The sequence below is a fragment of the Halorubrum sp. SD626R genome, assembly GCF_001261915.1.
GTDB lineage: Archaea > Halobacteriota > Halobacteria > Halobacteriales > Haloferacaceae > Halorubrum.
In genome coordinates this window covers 1-20,653 of sequence record NZ_CVRT01000053.1, presented here as the reverse complement: position 1 = coordinate 20,653, position 20,653 = coordinate 1, and the positions used below count along the sequence as shown (strand labels likewise).

The window sequence follows — 20,653 nt, the reverse complement described above, 5'->3', positions numbered from 1 at the left end:
ACGCGCTCCTCGCGCCCTTCGGGCGCTCGGAGGCGCGCGCCACCGCAGTCGGTGTTTATAAACAATCGCCGCAACTCCCTCGCGGCTCTCTTCTGTGCGTATCCACGGTTCTGAACCGGCTCCCGACGGCGCCGGACAAGGGTAAAGGGTCATCGGCGAGTACGAGGCGTATGAACGACACCGCAGGCCTCCGGCTCACGGTGCGTGCCGCCGAGAAGCGGGACGCGGGCCGGGGGATCGCCAGGCTCCCCGAACCCTCGCGGCAGCGGCTCGGCCTCCTCAGCGGCGACACCGTCGAGATCCGCGGCGAGCGCGTCGCCGTCGCGAAGGTGTGGCCCGGCGGCCCGGACGCGGCGGAGGGCTCCGTCCTCATCGACGCCGACACCCGCGCGAACGCCGGGGTGAAGGTCGGCGACACCGTCACGGTCGCCCCCGTCACCGTCGAGGACGCCGACAGCGTCGTGCTCGCCGCGCCCGCGCAACTCGCCGATGTCGACGTGAGCCGCGAAGTGGTCGAGCGCGCGCTCGCCCGCGACCTCCGGGATCGGCCCGTCACCGAGGGCGAGGCGGTCCACGTCGAGCGGCTCGGCGGCCTCCGGTTCGTCGTCGCCGAGACGGCCCCGGCGGGGACCGTGCGCGTGACGACCCGGACTGACGTCTCGGTGCGGTACGGCGACGGCGAGGGCGACGCCGCCGAGGGCGCGGACGCGACGAGCGGCCGCCGCGACGACGCCGACGGGACCGGCGGGGGGGACCGTAGCGGCTCCCGAGACCGGACCGTCACGCCCGGGACCGACGCCCGTCCGAAAGGCGGTGAGACCGGCCCGCCCGCGGACCACACCGCGGGCGCGACCTACGAGGACATCGGGGGACTAGACGAGGAGCTTGAGCTCGTGCGCGAGACGATCGAGCTCCCGCTCTCCGAGCCCGAGGTGTTCACCCGGCTCGGCATCGACCCGCCGAAGGGGGTCCTCCTCCACGGCCCGCCCGGCACCGGGAAGACGCTGATCGCCCGCGCGGTCGCCAACGAGGTCGACGCCGAGTTCATCACCGTCGACGGGCCGGAGATCATGTCGAAGTACAAGGGCGAGTCGGAGGAGCGCCTGCGCGACGTGTTCGACCGCGCGAGCGAGGCCGCCCCGGCGATCATCTTCTTCGACGAGATCGACTCGATCGCGGGAAAACGGGACGACGGCGGCGACGTGGAGAACCGCGTCGTGGGGCAGCTACTCTCGCTGATGGACGGACTCGACGCCCGCGGCGACGTGATCGTGATCGGCGCGACGAACCGCGTCGACACCCTCGACCCCGCGCTCCGGCGGGGCGGCCGGTTCGACCGCGAGATCGAGATCGGCGTCCCCGGCGAGGCGGGTCGCCGCCAGATCCTCGACGTCCACACGCGCCGCATGCCCCTGGCCGACGACGTGGACCTCGACCGGATCGCGAGCCGGACGCACGGGTTCGTCGGCGCCGACATCGAGGGGCTCACGCAGGAGGCGGCGATGACGGCGCTCCGCCGCGCCCGGGAGTCGGACGCGCGGGCGCTCGACGACGTGACCGTGGGGAAGGCAGACTTCGAGGCCGCCCACGCCAACGTCGAGCCGAGCGCGATGCGCGAGTACGTCGCCGAGCAGCCCGCCACGGACTTCGCCGACGTCGGCGGGCTCCCGGAGGCGAAGGAGAAGCTGGAACGGGCGGTGACGTGGCCGCTGACCTACGGACCCCTCTTCGACGCCGCCGACGCCGACCCGCCGACGGGGGTCCTGCTCCACGGGCCGCCCGGCACGGGAAAGACCCTGCTCGCGCGGGCGATCGCGGGCGAGAGCGGCGTCAACTTCATCCAGGTCGCGGGCCCGGAGCTGCTCGATCGCTACGTCGGCGAGTCCGAGAAGGCGGTCCGCGACCTCTTCGACCGCGCCCGGCAGGCGGCGCCCGTCATCGTCTTCTTCGACGAGATCGACGCCATCGCGGCCGACCGCGACGGCGCGGGCGGGGACGGCTCCGGCGTCGGCGAGCGCGTGGTCTCGCAGCTCCTGACCGAGCTGGACCGCGCCAGCGACAACCCGAACCTCGTCGTGCTCGCGGCGACGAACCGGCGGAACGCGCTCGATCCCGCCCTGCTCCGACCGGGGCGACTGGAGACCCACATCGAGGTGCCCGAGCCCGACCGCGAGGCGCGCCGGAAGATCCTCGACGTCCACACCCGTGAGAAACCCGTCGCGGAGGGCGTCGACTTGGAGCGGCTCGCCGACGAGACGGAAGGGTACTCCGGCGCGGAGATCGCCTCGCTGTGTCGGGAGGCCGCCCTGATCGCCATCGAGCGCGTCGCCGGCGAGTACGGCGCGGCCGCGAACGACCACGCCGACGAGGTCTCGATCACGGGCGACGACTTCGCGGCCGCGCTGGAGGCGGTGCGGCCGGCGACCCCGTGAGCGATGCGCGGCGAGGGGGACCGCGTTGACGGTGACGTCGACGGTCCCGCGAGCGACGGCGATCCCGACGACCCGTCGACCGCCGGCGATCCCGCCCCGCCCACCCTCCGCGGGCTCCTCGCCAGCGTCCGCGCGGCCGCCCGGTCGCAGCCCCCGAGAGACCTCTTCCTGATCGCGGTCCCCCTACCGGCGCTGCTCGTCGCCGTGAGCCTCACGCCTGGGACCGACGCCTGGCGCCTCTCGCTCGCGACGGACGGGGTCTTCGAGAGCCGGTGGGCGCTGTGGACCGCGTTCGCGTCGAGCTTCGTCCACGCGAGCCCGGCGCACCTCATCGACAACCTCGTCAACTACTGGCTGCTCGTCGCGGTCGCGTACCCCCTCTCCGTCGTCGCGGGCTGGCGCGGGCGGCTCCTGGGGTCGACCGCGATATACCTCGCGGTCGTCCCCCTCGTCTCCGCGTGGGCGACCATCGTCGCGCTCGGCGGGCTCACGAACGCGCCGACGGCCGGCTTCTCGGACGTGAACAGCGCGCTCCTCGGGTACGTGGTGGTCGTCTGGTTCGCCGCGCTCGCGACGGAGACGGGCGCGGAGGGCGGTCGTGACCCGGGATCCGCCGCCGGCGTCGACGCCCGCTGGGCGGTCGTGGCCGCGCTCGGGTCGCTCGCGGTCGCGTACCTCGCGCCGAGCGGCGTCGGCTACTTCCCGTCGCTGCCGGCGGTCGGCTCCCTGTTCGCGCTCTGTGCGGCCCTCGTCGCCGCCGGGCTCTACGTCGGTGTCGGCCGACCGCGAGTGGTCGGGCTCGGTCTCGCTCCGGAGCGGGAGCTGCTCTACGTCACCGGCGCGAGCGTCGCCGCCGCAGGGGTGATCGGTTCGCTGGTGGTCGTCCCGTTCGGCAGCAACGTGTTCGCGCACCTCGCCGGCTACGTCGTCGGCGTCGCGGTCCCGCTCGTCGGCGTCGTCCTCGACGGGTGAGTCGCGATCGGGCCTCGGCCCGGGCTAGTCGTCGCCGTGGTCGTGGCCGCCGTGGTCGTGTCCGGCGCCGTCCGGGGTCGCTTCGTCGAGGTCGCCGCCGCCGAACTCGTCGACCGGCGTCACGCTGTAGTCGACGGTGAGCGTGTCCTTCGTCGCCCGGATCTTCCCGACGAACGCCGATATCTCTTCTAAGCGGCCCTCCAACACGAACAGCTCCATGCAGTAGCGGGAGCCGACGTGGTTGTGGAAGTTGGAGGCGACGAGCCCCTCGTGCTCGTGGCGGAGTCGCATCATCCGCTCCTCGACGCTCGTGGTCTCGTAGTCGAACAGCACCGTCACCACCGCCATCAGCTCCCTGTCCTCCAGCTTGGCGTCCTCGAACTCGCCGAGGAGGTTCCGCGAGGCCTCGCGGACGACCTCGCTGCGCCCGGTGTAGCCGTGTTCGTCGGCGAATCCGTCGATCCGCTCCAGTAGCTCCTCCGGCATCGAGACGCTGACGACGGTCATTGTAATAACTCAGGTCCGCGATATTGTTAATCCTTGAGGTCCGGTCCGTCGGCCGCAGTCGACTCGTCGACCGGGGTCGCGTCGTCCGCGGTCGGCTCGGGATCGCCGACGCGGTCCGAGAGCCACTCGTAGTGGTCGAGGAGCGCGCGTTCGCCCGCGTCGGTGAGCGCGTAGACGTCGGCGATTCCCTCGGTCCGGCGGTCGAGGAAGCCCGACTCCACCAACGACCGGAGCGTCGCGTAGAAGGAGCCGGGGTCGATCCGCTCGTCGTAGTGCGACTCCAGCCGGTTCTTCAGCGACTGCGCCCGCAGCTCGCCGGCGTCGTACAGCAGCGCGCAGAGGTCGCGCCGGCGACCGCTGTGGAACCACTTCGTCATGGCCCGCTTAACGCGCGCCGACTCACGACCGTTTCGGTCGCGAGCGGACGAGGCGGAACTCCCCGGGTGTACAGTTCGACTGTTCGAACAGTTTTATGAGAGAAATCGACGCAATCGCTCAGTAAGTGGTAGTATATTCAGAATATCATCTCTTATTACGGATTCATCTGTGTACCTGCGGAAGTTATTTACCAGGTCACGCCGCGACGTGGACACACGATGACGCTCCGACGCCTGATCTGCCGGCACCGGTACGAGCGCCGAGCGGTGGTTATCGACCCCGACGAGGTCGTGGAGTCGTGCGCGAAGTGCGGCAAGGAGCGGATCCGGCGGGACGCCGGTTCCTGACGCCGCACCCGGGTGCGGACCCGGTCACGTCGTCTCTAACAACTCGTCGAGCCGGCCGACGCGCCGGTCGCCGAGCACGCACCGCCCGCGGTCCTCGTGGCCGACGCGCTCGACGTGGACCGCGTCGAGCCCGGCGTTCCACGCCGCGCCCACGTCGCTCTCGCCGTCGCCGACGTAGTAGCCGCGGTCTGCGCGCGGATCGACGCCGAGCTCGCGCATCGCCAGCTCGATCGGCGCCGGGTCCGGCTTCCAGCCCGTCTCGTCGGTGCAACAGATCACGGCGTCGAACCGGCCGTCGAGGTCGACCCGGTCGAGCACCGGCTCGGCGAGGAACCGCTGGCAGTGCGTGACGAGGCCGGTCGGCCCGCCCGCGTCGTCGACGCGGTCCAGCAGCCGGGCGGCGTCGTCGTGGAGGTACGTCGCCTCCGCGCGGGCCATCGGGTCCTCGACCGCGTGGAACGCCGGCCAGAACGCCTCCGGATCGACCCCCATCCCGCGGAGGGTGTCGGCGCGGGGACCGCCCAGCCCGTGCCAGAGGACGCGCGCCTCGCGGTCGGAGAAGCGCCGGCCGAGCCGGTCGCCGACGCGGTCGAACACCGCGCGGGTGTACGACCACTCGGCGTCGACGAGCGTGCCGTCGAGGTCGAACAGGTGGAAGTCGTAGTCGGCGACGGCCATGGAAACTCTCGTACGCGTTAGGCCGGTAAGTGCGTTGTGGGGTCGCGAGAGGCGGTACCACGCCCCGGGATCGCCACGCGTACGGTCCCGACGGGGCCTTCACTCCCCTCGCACGTGGACCGACGATCCGAGGTACTTACGAACGACCTCGTCGACCGAGTCCGCGTTGAACCGGGCGAGGTCGTCGCCGATCGCCGAGCGCAACGCGTCGAGGTGCTCCCGGTCAGTCCGGAGCTCCCGGAAGGACGCCTCGGTGACCTCGACGCCGAGGCGGTCGCTCGCGAGGGTCCGGAACGACGGCTCGTCGCCGATTTCGCCGCGCCAGAGCCGATCGCGGAAGAACAGCCACCCGTCGGTTCCCGGCTCGCCCGCCGGGATCTCCATCGTCGCCTCGAACCGGTCCGGATCGACCGCCGTACCGTCCGGGTCGAGCCGGAATGCGACGGCGAAGACGTAGGCGGCGTCCATCGGTCGCGATCTGCGCGGTCGGAGAGTAAAAGTACATATCCCTCGGTCGTGTCGGTCCAGGTGTATGTTGGATCGACTCCGTGACCTCGGCGAGCGGGCCTACCGCCGCCACCTCCGTCGCGAGATCGACGACGTGCCGGCCCACGTCGCGATCATCCAGGACGGGAACCGGCGGTACGCCCGCGAGCGCGGCGATGACGCGCCCGACGGGCACCGCGCCGGCGCCGACACCACCGAGCGCGTGCTCGACTGGTGCGCCGACCTCGGCGTCGCGGAGCTGACGCTGTACGCCTTCTCCACCGAGAACTTCGGACGCCCCGACGAGGAGCTGGCGCCGCTGTTCGACCTGCTGGAGCGCAAGCTCAGGGAGTTCGCCGACGCAGACCGCGTCCACGAGCAGGGGGTCCGCGTCCGCGCGATCGGCGACGTCGCCCGGCTCCCGCCCCGCGTCCGCGACGCGATCGACTACGCCGAGCGCCGCACCGCCGACAACGACGAATTTACGCTGAACGTCGCGCTCGCGTACGGCGGCCGGACCGAGCTGCTTGACGCCGCCCGGACGATCGCCGCCGACGTCGACGCCGGCGACCTCGACCCGAGCGACGTCGACGCCGAGACCGTCGAGGACCGGTTGTACGACCGCCCCGTCCGCGACGTGGACCTCATCGTCCGGACCGGCGGCGACGAGCGCACCTCGAACTTCCTCCCGTGGTACGCAAACGGCAACGAGGCGGCCGTCTACTTCTGTGCCCCCTACTGGCCGGAGTTCTCGCAGCGGGAGTTCCTGCGGGCGATCCGCACGTATCAGTCCCGTGAGGAGTCGTGGCAGCGCGCCCGCGCGGAGCGGGCCGTCGCCCTCGTCCGGGCGGTCGCCGAGGTGGAACTCGCCGAGGCCCGGACCGTCGCCGGGCGGCTCCGCGAGCGCGTCCCCCGGCTCGACGGGAGCGACCTCTCAGACGACGCCCTCGGGATCGCCGAGGGTGACGCGGTCGGAACGGGCGACGGCGACGCCCGGGAACGGCCGGGGGCGGACTGACCTCGGTGCGGGCGGAGTCACTCCGCGGGGGACGGACAAACCGCGCACTCCCGAGTCGACCCCGCCGTCCGCGAACGCCGCCGTCCGATCTTCCCCGTCCGGTCAGGCCGGGTTCTTCCGCGTCAGGTCGCTGCCGCAGATCGGGCACCGCTCCCGGTTCTCGTCGAACGTGCGGTTGCAGCCGACGCACTGGAAGCGCCACTCGCGCTCCTCCGAGATTCCGTCCCTGGCGATCGGTTCGACGCGCAGGTCGAGCCGCTCGGCGACGTTCTGCATCGCGTAGTCGTCGGTGACGAGCGTCGCGCTCAGCTCCAGCGCGGTCGCGATCAGCCGGGTGTCGGTGTCCGACAGCTCCGCGTCGTCGCCCGAGCCGCGCGCGGCGCGCCGGACGTTGTCGATGACCTCCGGGGCCGGGACGTGGATCGTCATCCCGGACCCCTCCATCGCGTCGAAGCGGAGCGCCCCCTCGCCGGTGAGCTCCTCGTGCACTTCGGGCACCGAGACGACGTCGTCGTCGGTGGTGTACTCGTGGATGAACGCCGAGGTGTCGAGGACTTCCATCAGCGGGCGACGACGATGTAGTCTTTCACCGCCTGCACGTTCGCGACCGGCACCTTCAGTCGGCCCGTCTCGTCGACGTCGAAGCCGAGCCGATCGGGGCTGAGCTGCTCGTGCGGGCTGACGAGCAGGTCGTTCAGCTCCCCCGACTTCAGGTCCATCGTGATGTTGTACAGGTCGCCGAGCTCCGTGCCGTCCGAGCTCATCACCGCCTTCCCGGAGAGGTTCTCCGCGAGGATGTCTACCATGTCCTCACCGTCCGGGGCAACGGTCTTAAACGCCACGGGGGCGTCCGACGGGCGACGGACGCGGATCGGATTCCGCCGCCGGCGATCGCCGCCGATCCGGACCGCCGCGGACGGCGGCGTTTTGAAAGGCTTAACTGACGCCCGGGCGGAACACACGGTAACCGACCTTCTCGGGGCGATCACCCATGACCGACCACACAAACGCGGATACCCTTCGGACGCCGATCGTCGCCGTGTTGGGTCACGTCGATCACGGCAAGACCAGCCTGCTCGACAAGATCCGCGGCTCCGCCGTCAGCGAGGGCGAGGCCGGCGCGATCACCCAACACATCGGGGCGACGGACATCCCGCTCGACACCATCTCCGGCATGGCCGGCGAGCTCATCGACCCGACCGACTTCGATCTCCCCGGCCTGCTGTTCATCGACACGCCGGGTCACCACTCCTTCTCGACGCTGCGCGCCCGCGGCGGCGCGCTCGCCGACATCGCGGTGCTCGTCGTCGACGTGAACGACGGCTTCCAGCCGCAGACCGAGGAGGCGATCGACATCCTCCGGCGCACCGGGACCCCCTTCGTCGTCGCCGCCAACAAGGTGGACACGACGCCGGGGTGGAACCCGGAGGAGGGCCAGCCGATCCAGCAGAGCCTCGGGGCGCAGTCGGAGCGCGCCGAGTCGATGCTCAACGAGAACCTCTACGAGATCATCGGCCAGCTCTCCGACGCCGGCTTCTCGGCGGACCTCTACTGGCGCGTGCAGGACTTCCAGAAGAACATCGGCGTCGTCCCGCTGTCGGCGATCACGGGCGAGGGCGTCCCCGACCTCCTCACCGTCCTGATGGGGCTCTCCCAGCGGTTCATGAAAGAGGAGATGGCGATCGACGTGCAGGGCCCCGGCGAGGGGACGGTGCTGGAAGTGAAAGACGAGCGGGGCTTCGGCGCCACCATCGACACCGTGGTGTACGACGGCGTGGTCCGCAACGGCGACAAAGTCGTCGTCGGCGGGCAGGAGGAACCGATCGTCACCGAGATCCGGGCGCTGTTGCAGCCGCGGCCCCTGGAAGAGATCCGCACGGAGAAGCAGTTCGAGAAGGTGGCGGAGGTCGGCGCCGCGGCCGGGGTGAAGATCGCCGCGCCGGACCTCGACCGCGCGATGGCGGGCGCCCCGGTCCGCGTCGTCCGCGACCGCCCGGAGGCGGAGGTCGTCGAGGAGGTGAAAGCCGAGCTCGCGGAGATCGAGGTCGACACCGCCGAGGACGGCGTCGTCGTCAAGGCCGACACGCTCGGCTCGCTGGAGGCGATGGCGAACGCGCTCCGCGAGGCCGAGGTTCCCATCCTGCGCGCCGAGGTCGGCGACATCGCGCCGCGCGACATCGCGGTGGCCGAGACGGCGAACCAGGACGAGCACAAGGCCATCCTCGGCTTCAACGTCGACCTCCTCGCGAACGCGGAGACGGAGCTGGAGAGCGCCGACGTGAAGCTGTTCACCGACGACGTCATCTACCAGCTGATCGAGGAGTACGAGACGTTCGTCGAGGAGCGCCAGCGCGCCCAGCAGGAGACGGTGCTGGACAAGGTCGTCCGGCCCGCGCGCTTCCGTATCCTCCCCGACCACACGTTCCGCCAGAACGACCCCGCGGTCGTCGGCGTCGAGGTCATCTCCGGCACCCTCCAGAACAACCGCAATGTCGGCGCGTTCGAGGGCAACGAGTTCGACCGCGTCGGCCAGCTCTCCGGGATCCAGAAGCAGGGCGACGACGTCGACGAGGCGCGCGCCGGCGAGCGCGTGAGCATCGCCATCGACGGTCCCACCGTCGGCCGCGGCATCGAGGAGGGCGACACCCTCTGGACCGAGGTGCCCGAAAAGCACGCGAAGATCCTCGAACAGGAGCTGAAAGAGGAGATCACGGCCGACGAGCGCGAGGCGCTCTCGGCGTACCTCGACACCAAGCGGAAGCGGGACCCCTTCTGGGGGAAATAGGTAGCTCATAGGATACTTAAAATCGGGCGTCGAAGTTGCAGTATGGTCTCCCGCGAAAACAGGGTCATCCTCCTTTTTGCGACGGTCGGGCTGGTACTGGGTTACGGAGGACGTGTCGTGACGAACCTGAGCGATACCGTCCTGATTGGAGTACTGATTTTCGTCGGCGTCGCAGCACCGCAACTGCTGAACAACTATCTGGATAACAGGGACTCGGACTGACCCAGACCGTTGTGTTGGTTTTGACCACTCCAGCGACCCCTTCTGGGGGAAATGGGCCGACGAGAACGTCCCCCTCAGAGTGCCTCGCCGCAGCTCGGACACTCCGAGCCGCGATCGCCGTCGACGGGCTCGACCGCGACCCGACAGTTCTCGCACCACCGGCGCGTTCCGCCCTCGTCGCCGGGAACGTCGTTCGTCATGTGATGTCGCTCACCGCGGGAGCGTCCAGTTCACGTCGACGCCGCGGTCGGGGAACCGGGGCGTGGAGACGACCTCGAACGTCCGGTCCGCGGCGCCCTCGGTCGTCGGCGCCGCGGCCATGAGCCACGCCACGTCCGCCCGCGAGACGGTCCCCCACAGCTTCTCGCCCGGCTCGGCCGTCGTGACGAGTCCCGTCCGGCGCCCGTTCGTCAGGACCCCCGGACGAAGTATCGTGTGGCGGATCGGCGCCTCGCGAATCGCGACCTCGGCCTCCGCCTTCGCCTCCTGGAGCGGCCCGATGAACGCGCCGAACGCCGACGCCAGCGGGCTCGCCGGCTCGGGACCGACGCCGATCGCCGACTCCATCACGAACGCGTCGACGCCGGCGTCGACCGCCGCGTCCAGGAGCGCTCGGTTCCCGGCGCCGTCGACGAACGGCGGGCCGCTCCGGACGGCCGACCTGGTGCTCCCGACGGCGCTTATCACGGCGTCGACCCCCTCGACGGCGGCGGCGAGGTCCGACGGGTCGAGGAGGTCGTCCACCGCGACCTCGTCCGCGCCGGCCGCGCGGAGGTCGGCCGTGGCCCCCGGGGAGCGCGTGAGCGCGCGAACCGTGTCGACTCGCGGTCCGGTTCGCCGGAGCACCTCGCGGCCTGTTCCGCCCGTCGCGCCCGCGACGAGGACCGCGTCGATGTCGGTCGGATCCATGTCTCACGTTCGAAGCGGAGCGCAAAGAACGCCCGGGTCGGACCGGTTCCGCCCGCGCCGCGCGGTCGCGCCTTCACTGAGACGGTGTCTCAAAAAGGAGCGCTCGCGTCCGCGGATCGGCGCCGGAGTTCGACGCCGTCGGTTTGCCGCCTTCACACGCCGTTTCAGTCCGGACGCCGGACGGGGGCCTGAGTGCGAAACTACTCGTCGTCCGCCAGCATCTGCCTGATCTCCTCCAGCTTGAAGTAGGACGCCAGCCCGAGTATCGTGACGGGCCAGAAGCCGACGAACTGGCCGCGCTGCTTGTCGCCGCGCACGTAGTAGAAGTACAGTGCGAGGGCGACCGAGCCGACTGATGCCAACACCGCGGGAGTGAGACCGTCAGCACCGATTCCTTCCGCGGCTTCGACCGCCGTGTCCTCAGTTGAGTCGCTCACAGATTCGTTAGGGCGCGTATATGTAAATCAGTTCCCGTCAGCGAGGGCGGGCGAGCCGGATTCGGCGGCCCGGTCGTCGCGCTCTCGCCGCGGAGGTCCTACTCGGAGCGATCGCGCTCCGACCTGCGGACGGCGAGGAAGATGAGCACCGAGAGCGCGATCATGACGACTGCGAACAGTCGATCGTTCCCGTCGCCGCGTTCGTCGTCTGTCGCGGGCATGATGGTAGTCTTTGGACACCCGCGCACATACGTCTTCGTCCCCGAAGCGCGCCGCGGTCGCGATCGGTCGGCCGTTGCGACCCGTATCGAACCGGAGGCCGGTCGCCGCGCGCGGAGACCGATCGCTCCACGGATCGTGGCAAACGATTACACGTTTACGTCCCCTCGTTGGGGTATGGACGATATCGACCCGGACGTGCTGATGATCGCCGTCGGCGTCGCGCTCAGCCTGATCGCCGTGATGGAGCTCTACCCGGCCTGGAAGCGATCCAGGCAGGAGTGACCGCTCCGGCCCGCCCGACGTCAGTCCCGCGATGGCTCGGCGGAGCCGGCGGTCGTCGCGTGTCTCACCAGCCGGGTGGCCGTCGCCTTCCACCGCACCGACACGTCGTCTCCCTCGGTGAGCGCCAGCCGGGACGCGCTCTCGGCAGTGACCAGCACGTGGAACGCCGTGCCCTTGACCGCGACGCGAACCGTGCAGACCGTCTCACCCGCGTCGACGTCGACGACCGTCCCTTGGAGTCGGTTCCGCGCGCTCGTCGCGTCCGGGTCGATGTCGGCGTCCTCCGAGTAGACCGTCACCGCGTCGGCGCCGACTCTGACCTGCACTGCGTCCCCGGCGGTCGCGTGATCGTGGAGTCCCCGAAGCGTGCCGACCGCGGTGTCGACGTCGGCCAGTTCGCCGTCGACGCTCGCGACCGTCCCGTCGAGCACCGTCTCGGGGACGCTCGCGGTCGCGGCGAGCACGGCCTGCAGTCTGTCGTAGCGGTCGAGCAGCTCGCGCCCGGCGTCGGCGAGGCGGCTGCCGCCGCCGTCGGAGCCGCCGCGCCGGCGTTCGACCAACCGGCCGAACGCGTCCTCTAACGTCTCTATCCGCGAGAGGGCGCGGGCCCGAGAGCGCCCGAGCTCCGCGGCCGCGCCCGCGACAGAGCCGACCTCGTGGACCGCCCTGAGGAGCGCGGCGTCGCGCCCGTCGAACTCGGCGTCGCCCTCGATGAGCGCCGCGCTGCCCCGGCCCGCTCCGGCGGCGCCCGCCTCGTCACTCCCGTCCATACCGAAGCCGTCGTCCCGGGAGGTGTTGGCGCTTTCCCTCCCCGGGAGCGTCGACCTCGCCGCCGCCGACGTAACCGTTTGCGGTCGCTCCGCGCTCCGGTCTCGACCGGCCTCGAAACGCGATCGGACACCGTCTCGACCCCGACGGCTCGCTCCGGGTTCCTCGTCCGGGAGCGGGTAACCGCTCGCGATTGACCGATGGCAGAAGCTATATTTGGGGCCGGTCCGTCGGTGTATCTATGCTGATACATCGAAGACGGTTCGTCGCCGCGCTCGGTGCAGGGGCTGTCGCGAGTACCGCCGGCTGCGCCGGCGGGAGTCAGGAGGAGTCGGGCGGCGGCGCCGGCGTGGCCGGCGAGACGCTGACGCTCACGACGACGACGAGCACCTACGACACCGGGCTGCTCGACGCGATCCACGGCGACTTCGAGGAGATGTACGGCGTGACCGTCGACGCGGTCGCCCAGGGTACCGGCGCGGCCTTGGAGTCGGCCCGGAACGGCGACTCCGACGTGGTGATGGTCCACGCCCGCGGGCTCGAAGACGAGTTCCTGCGCAACGGGTACGGAGTCAACCGCCGCGACCTCATGTTCAACGACTTCGTGATCGTCGGACCCGAGAGCGACCCCGCCGGAATTCAGGGGATGGCCTCGGCGACCGACGCGCTCACCGCGATCGCCGACGCCCAGGCGCCGTTCGTCTCGCGGGGCGACAACTCCGGCACGCACACGAAGGAGCTGAACCTCTGGGAGGCCGCGGGCACCGAGCCCGGCGGCGACTGGTACCAGGAGACCGGCACCGGCATGGGCGAGGCGCTGAACGTCGCGAACCAGCAGGGCGCGTACACCCTCTCGGACCGCGGCACGTTCATCTCGCAGCGCTCGGAGATCGACCTCACGATCCTCGTGCAAGGGCCCATCGAGGACGGCCCCGAGATCCTCGCGAACCCGTACGGGATCATGGCCGTCAACCCCGGCGTCCACGACAACGCGAACTACGACCTCGCGATGGCGTACATCGGCTGGATCACGAGCCCGGGGGTCCAGGAGTCCATCTCCGAGTACCAGGTGAACGGCGAGCAGCTGTTCTTCCCCAGGGCGGTCTCGGAGAACCCCGACTTCCAGCAGTACGTTCCGGAAGGCTGGAGTAGCGACTCGTCCGACGAGTAAGCGTGCCGATCGAACCAGTCGCACAGTCGCTTCCCGGAATCGCCCGGGTCGCGGTCGACCTGCCCCTCCTCCTCGACCTCCCGTTCAGGGAGGGGTACGTCTGGAGTATCATCTACGTCTCCCTGTACGTGAGCCTCACGGCGGTGGCGCTGAGCACGCTGTTCAGCATTCCGGTCGCCGTCGTGATGGGCTTTACCGACTTCCCGGGCAAGCAGTTCGTGAAGTCGGTGATCAACACCGGGATGGGCTTCCCGAGCGTCGTCGTCGGCCTCATCGTGCTGTTCGGCGTCTCGAACCAGGGGCCGCTCGGCGCGCTCGACCTGATCTTCACGAAGCAGGCGATGATCATGTCGCAGTTCGTGCTCGCGACGCCGCCGATCACGGCGATCAGCCTCGCGGCGATCACCGGCGTCGACGAGAGCGTCCGCGACGCCGCCCACGTGCTCGGCGGCACGCGCGTCGACGTGGCGCTCGTCGTCCTCAAGGAGGCCCGGTACGGCATCGCGACCGCGATCCTGGCCGGCTTCGGCCGCGCCATCAGCGAGGTGGGCTCGGTGCTCATCGTCGGCGGCAACATCACGGGCGCGGACGGGATCTCGAAGACCCGCACGCTGACGACCGCGATCCAGCTGGAGGCCAGACAGGGGCAGTACGGGACCGCGATGATCCTCGGCGCCGTCCTCGTCGCGCTCGTCCTGGCGGTCAACGCCGTCGTGATCCGGCTCGGCGACCAGGGGGTGCACCGCTGATGCTCCGGCTCCGAAGCGTCTCCCGCTCGTACGGCGACGAGACGGTCCTCCGCGACCTCTCGATCGAGGTCGGCGAGGGCGAGACCGTCGCGGTGATCGGTCCCTCCGGCGTCGGCAAGACGACGCTGCTCCGGACGCTCGCGCTCTCGCTCGAACCCGACGACGGCGCCGTCGCGCTCGACGGCACCGACGCGTGGGCCGCCGAGGAGTCCGAGCGCCTCGCGCTCCGGCGGCGCGTCGGAATGGTGTTCCAGGAGGCGAGCCTCTTCGACGCGCCCGTCGCGCGCAACGTCGAGTACGGGCTGCGGATCCGCCAGCCTTGGACCGACCGGGTCCGGTCCCAGCTCCGCTCGCTGGTCGGGGTACACGAGCCCGCCGACGCCGTCAGCGACGCGCTCGACGTGGTGGGGCTCTCCGAGAAGGCGTCCCAGCGCTCGTCGTCGCTCTCCGGCGGCGAGGCACAGCGGGTGTCGTTCGCCCGAGCGCTGGCGTACGACCCCGACGTCCTCCTCCTGGACGAGCCCACCTCCGACCTCGACCCGCGGAACACCGCCGTCATCGAGGACGCGATGGCGAAGGCCCGCGACCGCGGCATCGGCGTCGTCGTGGCGACGCACGACATGCATCAGGCCGAGCGCGTCGCCGACCGCGTCGCGGTGCTGCTCGACGACGGGATCACGGAGGTCGGGCCGACGGAGCGGATCTTCGACGACCCCTCGGACGAGCGCACCCGGAAGTTCATCTCGGGCGAACTGGTGTACTAACTCGCGTCGTGAGGAGGCGGGAGACCGGTCGAAATTCGGCGATTCGACGGAGACAATCGACGGCTCTGCGAGGGGCACCTCTAAAGCCCCAGCCGCTCGGCTGTACGCGGTTGCCACTGGATTGCCGGTGAACGGGCGGTGTTCAGATAAGGATTGAAACGTGAGGCGGTGCGTTTTCAAAGTGATCTATGCCCGAAAACGACCGCCTCGGCGGCTGTTTAGACGAGATTAACTTAGAGTTTGCGGAGCGAGAAGCAACACCGAAGCTGTTGATGAAGCTCAGTATTCAGCTCCATCTGCCCGGATTGTCGCTTTTGAATACTGTTTACTTCTTGAGGTATTCGGTGTTGATCGGGTTCGATCTACTGTTCGTAACTGGGTACACAAGGCCGATCTGCAGCCGAGCTCTGGTCGGAGTCCGAACCAAGTTGCGGTCGATGAAACCGTGATTCAGCTTGACGATGAACACTATTGGCTGTACGCCGCCGTCGATTCCGACTCAAATGAGTTTCTCTCCTCCCGTACTTTTATTTCGCCGCACGTTTCGTAACAGATACGAACGATCATGTCGACGACACGTGACGCGCCCGCCGAGCGAACGGCGGCGCTCGACGCGGCGGAGGCGCGGCGGACGGTCGCCGGGCTCGCCGACGGAGCGGTCGAGACGGTCGCGGACCTCCGCGTCCGCGGCCGGGCGGACGAGATCGCCGAAGAACTCCGCGAGACCCACCTCCCGGCGCTGGAGGAGGCCGGGTACATCGAGTGGGACCGCGAGGCCGGCACGATCGCGCCGGGCCCGAACTTCGACGAGGCCGCCGCCCACGTCGGGAACCTCCCCGATATCGACGGAGAGGCGGGCGACGACTGAGCCCACGGGGAGCCGGGCGACGACGGAGCCCGAGACGTTTTTACGCCGCCGCGGGGGAGTCCCGGTATCGCATGGCCGAGCCGATCCTGAAGTGGGCCGGCGGCAAGCGCCAGCTGCTCGACGAGCTGTACGCCCGCTTCCCGGCGTCGTACGGCCGGTATCACGAGCCGTTCGTCGGCGGCGGCGCGCTCTTCTTCGACTTAGAGCCCGCGGACGCGACGGTCAACGACGCGAACCCCCGACTGATCAACTTCTACGAGCGGGTGCGCGACGAGCCGGAGGCGCTGATCGAGCGACTGACGGCGTTCGACGACCCCGACGCCGAGCCGGACCCGTCGCTCCCGTTCGCCGAGGAGACGCCCCGCGGCCGCGACGTGGAGAGCTACTACTACCAGCAGCGCGCGCGGTTCAACCGGCGCCCCTACGAGGGCGAGTTCGACCCCCTCGAGGAGGCCGCGCTCCTGTCGTACCTCAACCGGACCTGCTACAACGGGCTCTACCGCGAGAACGCGGACGGCGGCTTCAACGTCCCGGTCGGGCGGTACGCGAACCCCGACTGGGTCCAGCGCGACCGGATCCGTCGGGCGAGCGACGTGCTGGCGGACGCGACGCTCCGCAACGGCGACTTCGCGTACGTCCTCGACGCCGCGGAACCCGGCGACCTCGTCTACTTCGACCCGCCGTACGAGCCGATGAGCGCGACCGCGAGCTTCAACGAGTACAGCGCCGAGGGGTTCGACCGCGACGACCAGCGCCGGCTGCTCGACGTCGCCGGCGAGCTCGACGACGACGGGGTTTGGGTCGTGGTGAGCAACAGCGGCGTGATGTACGAGCCGTACGCCGACGCGGGGTTCCGCGTGGAGCGCGAGGACGCGACCCGCGCGATCAACAGCGACGCCGACGGCCGCGACGCGGTCGACGAGATCGTCGCGACGAACGTGCCGCCGGAGGAGCGGCGGACGGCGGAACAGCGCGAGCTCTCCGGCTTCTGAGCGCGGGCGGCGTGTCGACCGGTGACCGCGGCGCCGACGGGGCCGTCCCCGTCGACCGCATGGGGCGGGCTTTTTGAACTCCCCCGACGAGGTCTCGCGTATGACCGACATCGACATCGACCTCGTGCTCGTTCCCGTCGACGGGAGCGAGGAGTCCCACGAGGCGGTCGACTACGCGATCGCGGTCGCCGCCGAGTACGGCGCGAGCGTCCACGCCCTGTACGTGTTAGACGAGGACGTGGTCCGCGCCATCGACCACGGCGCGGTCGACGAGAGCGACGTTGCCGACGACACGGAGGCGTTCACGGACTCCGTCGCGCGGCGCGCGGAGGCTGCCGGGGTACCCCACAGCAACTCCATCGCGGCCGGCTTCTCGATGACGGTGAAGACGGTCCACCCCGGCAGCGTCGTGCTCGACACCGCCGAGGAGCTGGACTCCGACTTCATCGTGGTGCCGCGCGAGCCAGTCACGGGCGACCCGGGCGAGGTGCTCGGGAAGGCGGCGGAGTACGTCCTCCTCTACGCGAGCCAGCCGGTCCTGTCCGTCTGATGGCCGGCGCGATCCCGTTCCTCCCCGCGGGCACGACGCTGCCCCCGCTCCCGTACCTCGTCGCCGTCCTCCTCGCTGCCGGCGCGGTCGGTGTCGCGCTCCGACGCCGATCGCCGCGGGTGACCGGCCGCCACGTGCTCGCGCTCGGGCCGTGGATGGCGCTCGGCTCCGCGGCCCACGTGCTGTACGTCGTCGACGCGCTCCCGCCCGCGATCGCGCCGCTCGCCGGCTCGCCGACCGTCTACCTCACGGTGGGGTCGCTCGCGGGCGCGGCGTGGCTCGCGAGCGCGGCGCTGTCGGCCGAGCGCGTCCCGACGCTCCTCGCCGTCGCCGGCGCGCTCCTGCTCGTCCCGGTCGTCACGGCCGCGCTCGCGACCGGCGTCTCCCCGGTCGGCGCTCGCTGGTCGACGGTCGCGCTCGCGCTCTCCCTCCCGGTCGCCGGCGTCGCTTGGGTCGGGGTGACCCGGCTGCGCCCGGAGACCGCGGTCACCGGCGGGGTCGGCGCGCTCGCGGTGTTCGGCCACGCCCTCGACGGCGTCTCCACCGCGGTGGGGACGGCGCAGCTCGGCTTCGGCGAGCGCACGCCCCTCTCCCGGATCCTGCTCGGGTTCGATTGGATCCCGCCCGTCCCGGTGCTCGGCGAGGGGTGGCTGTTCCTGCTCGTGAAGCTCGCGGTCGCGAGCGCCGTGGTCTGGCTGTTCGCGGCGTACGTCCGTGAGGAGCCGGCGGAGGGGTACCTCCTGCTCGGCTTCGTCGCGGCGATGGGGCTCGGGCCGGCCGCGCACAACCTCCTGCTGTTCTCCGTGGCGGCGTGAGGGGCGGGCCCGAGCGGCGGGCGCGAGCGGTCGCCTCACAGGACCGCCAGCGCGAACGCGACGGTGACCCCGGCGAGCAGGACGGCCTGGACGAACGCGCTGGCGAGGGCGCCGACCACCGCGTAGGCCGCCTGTCGAGCGGCCTCGCGCGTGTCGCCGTCGTGCTCGTTCAGGGCGGCGAGGAAGACGGTGCCGCCCAGTCCGACGACGAGCCCGATCGGACCGAGCGGGATCAGGAGGACGATCCCTACCAGCGTCCCGACGACGACGGTCCCTGTCGAGGCACCGCCGAGCCGCCCGGAGACCATTCCCGACGCGACGTCCGCGGCGGAGGCCAGAAGGGAGACGAGGACGAGCGCGACCACCACGGCGAGGCTCGGCTCAGCGAATCCGGTGGCGGACGCGTAGCCGACGACGGTCAGCGCCGCGAGGACGCCGCCCGGCACGAGCGGGACGAACGAGCTGGCCGTCCAGACGACGAGCAACGCGATCGCCAGTCCGGCCGCGAGGGAGACCATACGAATCGGACGCTGCGTGCGCTGAAAACGCTTCACCCCGATCGACCCGGCGGGGGCGGGTCCGCCGACGCCGTCAGTCCTCCTCTTCGACGACTTCCGGGTCCTCGATCGCCGACTGCAGGGAGTCGAGCCCGTTGACCCACTCGGAGACGAGCCCGTACTCCAGCTCCTCGACGAGCTCGATGTCGAGCGGCTCGCCGTCGATGACCCGGGTGCCGGCCTGCACGACGTAGCCGAGCGCGGCGTCGAGGTCGTCCTCGGCCTCGGCGTCGGCGGCCGCGCGCACGAACTCGGTCACGTCGCCCTCGACGACGCCGCCGACGACGTACTCCTCGGCCGCGTAGAAGACGGGGACGAGCGAGGTCTGGACGCCGTCGATCAGCATCACCTTGTCCTCGTCGTCGAAGTCGACGTCGGCGAGGACGATGTCGCGCACGTCGCGGATCTCCTCGACCGCGCGGTCCTCGTCGATGCGCTCGTCGTCGAGCGCCGCGAGCACCTTCACGACGGCGATCGCCGCGTCGTCTTGGAGGTTCAACAGGAGCCGCGCCGAGTCCTCGTTCTCAGGGTCGAGGTCCTCCTCCTGTAGCCGGTCGAGCCAGTTCTGCCAGCGGTCGTCGGTATAGAACGCTTCGACGGCGTCGTCGTCGGTCATGTCCCGTACGTCGCCCGGACTACTCAAATGCCTTTCCTATCGATCGCCGCGCGAGAGGGCGTCTCACCCGCTCGACGCCGGGATTCGGGATTTCGGGGTCACGCCTCCCGATCCAGCGTCGCCTCGGTGTCGATCCCGTACACCGCCGCGGGCGTCTGGACGTGCGCGCGCCGGACCGCCTCCTCATACCCCTCCTCCAGCAGCCAGCGCACGCGGCGCGGAACCGTCTTCGGGCCCAGCACCATCCCCGGCTTCTCGGGATCGTCGACGAAGTCCGTCTCCATCAGGAACGGCTCGCCCGATTCGGCGGCGCGTTCGAGCCGGTCCTTCTCGCTCATCACGCTCGGCGTCGGGCCCGCGAGCCGGCCCTCGGCGTAGTGTTTCACGACGTTCGTCGGATCGAGCCCGACCTCCTCGGCGGTATCGGCCAAGTCCGTGAGGTCCTCGCTCGCCTCGGTGTGGAGCTGGACCGCGCAGCCGAGCGCGGCGCCGAGTTCGAACGCGCGGCGGGTGACCGCGTTCGACGCGTCCCAGACCGCGTCGCTCACGTCGTAGTGCGGGCGCCCGGACTTCAGCGCGAGCGCCCGGCCGTCGGCGACGAACTCGCTCGCGACCTCCACCCCGCCGCACATCAGGTCGCGGGCCGCTTCGGGGGCGAACCCGCGCTCGTCGACCAGCCGGCTGATCAGTCCCGGATGGACGCCGAGGACCGGCCACGCGCGGCCCGGGAGGATCTCGTTCGCGGCCGCGACCGCGTCAAGCGTCTCCTCGAAGACCGGCCGGAAGTCGGCCGGCTCGTCCGGCTCGACGCCGAGGTGCCACGAGGGTTTGTTCACAACGAGCAGGTGCGTGCCCCCGAGCCGGACGAAGTCCTCGACCGCGTCCGTGCCGCGTCCGTGGCGCGGGTCGAGATGGAGGTGGTCGTCGAGTACCGGCGTTCCGAGGTCCTCGGTCATACGTGAGGGACGTGGCGGCTGGCGTTTATATACAACGACCGTCCGATCGAGTCCGATTGTGGGTCGTTGGTGCTACTGGCGTGGAGGACGCTTCCGAAGCCCCAGCCGCTCGACTGTACGTGACTGATACCGAATCTCTGGTGAACATCTCCAAAGTCCCAGCCGCGAGGGC

The 20,653-nt window shown here is 70.5% G+C and carries 27 protein-coding genes and 1 pseudogene; 14 read left to right on the top strand and 14 right to left on the bottom strand.

Annotated elements, in window-relative coordinates:
* The first annotated feature begins 170 nt into the window (after positions 1-170).
* Complete coding sequence (locus tag SD626R_RS05015; protein WP_092564369.1) at positions 171-2,432, top strand: AAA family ATPase; 2,262 nt, start codon at positions 171-173, stop codon at positions 2,430-2,432.
* Positions 2,433-2,435: 3 nt separating this feature from the next.
* The gene (locus SD626R_RS05010) at positions 2,436-3,404 is read left to right on the top strand and encodes a rhomboid family intramembrane serine protease (protein ID WP_092564367.1); all 969 of its coding nucleotides are present in this window, start codon (positions 2,436-2,438) and stop codon (positions 3,402-3,404) included.
* A gap of 24 nt (positions 3,405-3,428) precedes the next feature.
* Here the strand turns inward: SD626R_RS05010 and SD626R_RS05005 are convergent, their stop codons facing one another.
* A complete protein-coding gene (locus tag SD626R_RS05005) occupies positions 3,429-3,911 on the bottom strand; it encodes a CopG family ribbon-helix-helix protein (protein WP_092564365.1) in 483 nt (160 codons plus the stop codon).
* A gap of 26 nt (positions 3,912-3,937) precedes the next feature.
* Positions 3,938-4,288 carry a PadR family transcriptional regulator gene (locus SD626R_RS05000; protein WP_092564363.1) on the bottom strand — a complete coding sequence of 117 codons (351 nt, stop codon included), beginning with the start codon at positions 4,286-4,288 and terminating at the stop codon, positions 3,938-3,940.
* A gap of 219 nt (positions 4,289-4,507) precedes the next feature.
* On the opposite strand from SD626R_RS05000, the gene SD626R_RS17160 reads away from it, so the two are divergent.
* Complete coding sequence (locus SD626R_RS17160; protein WP_255310068.1) at positions 4,508-4,636, top strand: hypothetical protein; 129 nt, start codon at positions 4,508-4,510, stop codon at positions 4,634-4,636.
* A gap of 24 nt (positions 4,637-4,660) precedes the next feature.
* On the opposite strand, the gene SD626R_RS04995 is transcribed toward SD626R_RS17160, so the two are convergent.
* On the bottom strand, positions 4,661-5,314 hold the full coding sequence (locus tag SD626R_RS04995) for an HAD family hydrolase (protein WP_092564361.1): 654 nt from the start codon (positions 5,312-5,314) through the stop codon (positions 4,661-4,663).
* Between the two features lie 99 nt (positions 5,315-5,413).
* Positions 5,414-5,782: an LWR-salt protein gene (gene lwrS, locus SD626R_RS04990; protein WP_092564359.1), complete on the bottom strand. Its 369-nt coding sequence runs from the start codon at positions 5,780-5,782 to the stop codon at positions 5,414-5,416.
* A gap of 64 nt (positions 5,783-5,846) precedes the next feature.
* On the opposite strand from lwrS, the gene uppS reads away from it, so the two are divergent.
* Positions 5,847-6,818, top strand: coding sequence for a polyprenyl diphosphate synthase (gene uppS / locus SD626R_RS04985; protein WP_092564357.1), 972 nt, complete (start codon positions 5,847-5,849; stop codon positions 6,816-6,818).
* 102 nt (positions 6,819-6,920) lie between these two features.
* Here the strand turns inward: uppS and SD626R_RS04980 are convergent, their stop codons facing one another.
* Positions 6,921-7,379, bottom strand: coding sequence for an NOB1 family endonuclease (locus SD626R_RS04980; RefSeq protein WP_092564355.1), 459 nt, complete (start codon positions 7,377-7,379; stop codon positions 6,921-6,923).
* A complete protein-coding gene (locus tag SD626R_RS04975) occupies positions 7,379-7,624 on the bottom strand; it encodes a PRC-barrel domain-containing protein (RefSeq protein ID WP_092564353.1) in 246 nt (81 codons plus the stop codon). The genes SD626R_RS04980 and SD626R_RS04975 overlap by 1 nt, the downstream gene beginning before the upstream one ends.
* 185 nt (positions 7,625-7,809) lie before the next feature.
* Between SD626R_RS04975 and infB the strand changes: the two genes are divergently transcribed.
* A complete protein-coding gene (infB, locus tag SD626R_RS04970) occupies positions 7,810-9,603 on the top strand; it encodes a translation initiation factor IF-2 (protein WP_092564351.1) in 1,794 nt (597 codons plus the stop codon).
* 42 nt (positions 9,604-9,645) lie between these two features.
* Positions 9,646-9,825: a DUF7987 family protein gene (locus tag SD626R_RS04965; RefSeq protein ID WP_092564349.1), complete on the top strand. Its 180-nt coding sequence runs from the start codon at positions 9,646-9,648 to the stop codon at positions 9,823-9,825.
* 74 nt (positions 9,826-9,899) lie between these two features.
* Here the strand turns inward: SD626R_RS04965 and SD626R_RS17155 are convergent, their stop codons facing one another.
* The 5 genes from SD626R_RS17155 to SD626R_RS04950 all read right to left on the bottom strand — a co-directional run bounded on the left by SD626R_RS17155 (position 9,900) and on the right by SD626R_RS04950 (position 12,445).
* Positions 9,900-10,025 carry a hypothetical protein gene (locus SD626R_RS17155; RefSeq protein ID WP_255310066.1) on the bottom strand — a complete coding sequence of 42 codons (126 nt, stop codon included), beginning with the start codon at positions 10,023-10,025 and terminating at the stop codon, positions 9,900-9,902.
* 10 nt (positions 10,026-10,035) lie between these two features.
* Positions 10,036-10,734 carry an SDR family oxidoreductase gene (locus SD626R_RS04960; RefSeq protein WP_137782595.1) on the bottom strand — a complete coding sequence of 233 codons (699 nt, stop codon included), beginning with the start codon at positions 10,732-10,734 and terminating at the stop codon, positions 10,036-10,038.
* A 200-nt stretch (positions 10,735-10,934) separates the two neighbouring features.
* On the bottom strand, positions 10,935-11,171 hold the full coding sequence (locus SD626R_RS04955) for a hypothetical protein (protein ID WP_092564347.1): 237 nt from the start codon (positions 11,169-11,171) through the stop codon (positions 10,935-10,937).
* A gap of 98 nt (positions 11,172-11,269) precedes the next feature.
* A complete protein-coding gene (locus SD626R_RS17150) occupies positions 11,270-11,392 on the bottom strand; it encodes a hypothetical protein (protein WP_255310065.1) in 123 nt (40 codons plus the stop codon).
* A 303-nt stretch (positions 11,393-11,695) separates the two neighbouring features.
* Entirely contained in the window at positions 11,696-12,445 is a 750-nt protein-coding gene (locus SD626R_RS04950; protein ID WP_092564345.1) for a TOBE domain-containing protein, read from the bottom strand.
* Between the two features lie 239 nt (positions 12,446-12,684).
* On the opposite strand from SD626R_RS04950, the gene SD626R_RS04945 reads away from it, so the two are divergent.
* The 8 genes and pseudogenes from SD626R_RS04945 to SD626R_RS04910 all read left to right on the top strand — a co-directional run bounded on the left by SD626R_RS04945 (position 12,685) and on the right by SD626R_RS04910 (position 18,352).
* Positions 12,685-13,614, top strand: a complete 930-nt coding sequence (locus SD626R_RS04945; RefSeq protein WP_092564343.1) for an ABC transporter substrate-binding protein — start codon at positions 12,685-12,687, stop codon at positions 13,612-13,614.
* A 38-nt stretch (positions 13,615-13,652) separates the two neighbouring features.
* Positions 13,653-14,363 carry an ABC transporter permease gene (locus SD626R_RS04940; RefSeq protein WP_176697276.1) on the top strand — a complete coding sequence of 237 codons (711 nt, stop codon included), beginning with the start codon at positions 13,653-13,655 and terminating at the stop codon, positions 14,361-14,363.
* Positions 14,363-15,127, top strand: a complete 765-nt coding sequence (locus SD626R_RS04935) for an amino acid ABC transporter ATP-binding protein (RefSeq protein ID WP_092564341.1) — start codon at positions 14,363-14,365, stop codon at positions 15,125-15,127. The genes SD626R_RS04940 and SD626R_RS04935 overlap by 1 nt, the downstream gene beginning before the upstream one ends.
* A 188-nt stretch (positions 15,128-15,315) precedes the next feature.
* A pseudogene (locus tag SD626R_RS04930) lies at positions 15,316-15,650 on the top strand (IS6 family transposase); the annotation flags it as partial.
* Between the two features lie 42 nt (positions 15,651-15,692).
* Positions 15,693-15,995, top strand: a complete 303-nt coding sequence (locus SD626R_RS04925) for a DUF7344 domain-containing protein (protein WP_092564339.1) — start codon at positions 15,693-15,695, stop codon at positions 15,993-15,995.
* 71 nt (positions 15,996-16,066) lie between these two features.
* Entirely contained in the window at positions 16,067-16,987 is a 921-nt protein-coding gene (locus SD626R_RS04920; protein WP_092564337.1) for a DNA adenine methylase, read from the top strand.
* Positions 16,988-17,087: 100 nt separating this feature from the next.
* Positions 17,088-17,537, top strand: coding sequence for a universal stress protein (locus tag SD626R_RS04915; protein ID WP_092564335.1), 450 nt, complete (start codon positions 17,088-17,090; stop codon positions 17,535-17,537).
* A complete protein-coding gene (locus SD626R_RS04910) occupies positions 17,537-18,352 on the top strand; it encodes a DUF63 family protein (protein ID WP_092564333.1) in 816 nt (271 codons plus the stop codon). The genes SD626R_RS04915 and SD626R_RS04910 overlap by 1 nt, the downstream gene beginning before the upstream one ends.
* A 35-nt stretch (positions 18,353-18,387) precedes the next feature.
* On the opposite strand, the gene SD626R_RS04905 is transcribed toward SD626R_RS04910, so the two are convergent.
* The 3 genes from SD626R_RS04905 to SD626R_RS04895 form a co-directional block, all read right to left on the bottom strand.
* Positions 18,388-18,870, bottom strand: coding sequence for a DUF456 domain-containing protein (locus tag SD626R_RS04905; protein WP_092564331.1), 483 nt, complete (start codon positions 18,868-18,870; stop codon positions 18,388-18,390).
* A gap of 73 nt (positions 18,871-18,943) precedes the next feature.
* Entirely contained in the window at positions 18,944-19,525 is a 582-nt protein-coding gene (locus SD626R_RS04900) for a DUF2150 family protein (RefSeq protein WP_092564329.1), read from the bottom strand.
* Between the two features lie 98 nt (positions 19,526-19,623).
* On the bottom strand, positions 19,624-20,481 hold the full coding sequence (locus SD626R_RS04895) for a TatD family hydrolase (RefSeq protein ID WP_092564327.1): 858 nt from the start codon (positions 20,479-20,481) through the stop codon (positions 19,624-19,626).
* Positions 20,482-20,653 lie beyond the last annotated feature (172 nt).

What these genes read in the sequence shown, in the direction of transcription:
- SD626R_RS05000 (WP_092564363.1), bottom strand. Translation starts at nt 4,288, where the DNA reads ATGACGAAGTGGTTCCACAGCGGTCGCCGGCGCGACCTCTGCGCGCTG.
- infB (WP_092564351.1), top strand. Translation starts at nt 7,810, where the DNA reads ATGACCGACCACACAAACGCGGATACCCTTCGGACGCCGATCGTCGCC.
- SD626R_RS05005 (WP_092564365.1), bottom strand. Translation starts at nt 3,911, where the DNA reads ATGACCGTCGTCAGCGTCTCGATGCCGGAGGAGCTACTGGAGCGGATC.
- uppS (WP_092564357.1), top strand. Translation starts at nt 5,847, where the DNA reads ATGTTGGATCGACTCCGTGACCTCGGCGAGCGGGCCTACCGCCGCCAC.
- SD626R_RS04910 (WP_092564333.1), top strand. Translation starts at nt 17,537, where the DNA reads ATGGCCGGCGCGATCCCGTTCCTCCCCGCGGGCACGACGCTGCCCCCG.
- SD626R_RS04995 (WP_092564361.1), bottom strand. Translation starts at nt 5,314, where the DNA reads ATGGCCGTCGCCGACTACGACTTCCACCTGTTCGACCTCGACGGCACG.
- SD626R_RS04905 (WP_092564331.1), bottom strand. Translation starts at nt 18,870, where the DNA reads ATGGTCTCCCTCGCGGCCGGACTGGCGATCGCGTTGCTCGTCGTCTGG.
- SD626R_RS04915 (WP_092564335.1), top strand. Translation starts at nt 17,088, where the DNA reads ATGACCGACATCGACATCGACCTCGTGCTCGTTCCCGTCGACGGGAGC.
- lwrS (WP_092564359.1), bottom strand. Translation starts at nt 5,782, where the DNA reads ATGGACGCCGCCTACGTCTTCGCCGTCGCATTCCGGCTCGACCCGGAC.
- SD626R_RS05010 (WP_092564367.1), top strand. Translation starts at nt 2,436, where the DNA reads ATGCGCGGCGAGGGGGACCGCGTTGACGGTGACGTCGACGGTCCCGCG.
- SD626R_RS17150 (WP_255310065.1), bottom strand. Translation starts at nt 11,392, where the DNA reads ATGCCCGCGACAGACGACGAACGCGGCGACGGGAACGATCGACTGTTC.
- SD626R_RS17155 (WP_255310066.1), bottom strand. Translation starts at nt 10,025, where the DNA reads ATGACGAACGACGTTCCCGGCGACGAGGGCGGAACGCGCCGGTGGTGC.
- SD626R_RS05015 (WP_092564369.1), top strand. Translation starts at nt 171, where the DNA reads ATGAACGACACCGCAGGCCTCCGGCTCACGGTGCGTGCCGCCGAGAAG.
- SD626R_RS04960 (WP_137782595.1), bottom strand. Translation starts at nt 10,734, where the DNA reads ATGGATCCGACCGACATCGACGCGGTCCTCGTCGCGGGCGCGACGGGC.
- SD626R_RS04925 (WP_092564339.1), top strand. Translation starts at nt 15,693, where the DNA reads ATGTCGACGACACGTGACGCGCCCGCCGAGCGAACGGCGGCGCTCGAC.
- SD626R_RS04975 (WP_092564353.1), bottom strand. Translation starts at nt 7,624, where the DNA reads ATGGTAGACATCCTCGCGGAGAACCTCTCCGGGAAGGCGGTGATGAGC.
- SD626R_RS04980 (WP_092564355.1), bottom strand. Translation starts at nt 7,379, where the DNA reads ATGGAAGTCCTCGACACCTCGGCGTTCATCCACGAGTACACCACCGAC.
- SD626R_RS17160 (WP_255310068.1), top strand. Translation starts at nt 4,508, where the DNA reads ATGACGCTCCGACGCCTGATCTGCCGGCACCGGTACGAGCGCCGAGCG.
- SD626R_RS04920 (WP_092564337.1), top strand. Translation starts at nt 16,067, where the DNA reads ATGGCCGAGCCGATCCTGAAGTGGGCCGGCGGCAAGCGCCAGCTGCTC.
- SD626R_RS04935 (WP_092564341.1), top strand. Translation starts at nt 14,363, where the DNA reads ATGCTCCGGCTCCGAAGCGTCTCCCGCTCGTACGGCGACGAGACGGTC.
- SD626R_RS04945 (WP_092564343.1), top strand. Translation starts at nt 12,685, where the DNA reads ATGCTGATACATCGAAGACGGTTCGTCGCCGCGCTCGGTGCAGGGGCT.
- SD626R_RS04965 (WP_092564349.1), top strand. Translation starts at nt 9,646, where the DNA reads ATGGTCTCCCGCGAAAACAGGGTCATCCTCCTTTTTGCGACGGTCGGG.
- SD626R_RS04895 (WP_092564327.1), bottom strand. Translation starts at nt 20,481, where the DNA reads ATGACCGAGGACCTCGGAACGCCGGTACTCGACGACCACCTCCATCTC.
- SD626R_RS04950 (WP_092564345.1), bottom strand. Translation starts at nt 12,445, where the DNA reads ATGGACGGGAGTGACGAGGCGGGCGCCGCCGGAGCGGGCCGGGGCAGC.
- SD626R_RS04900 (WP_092564329.1), bottom strand. Translation starts at nt 19,525, where the DNA reads ATGACCGACGACGACGCCGTCGAAGCGTTCTATACCGACGACCGCTGG.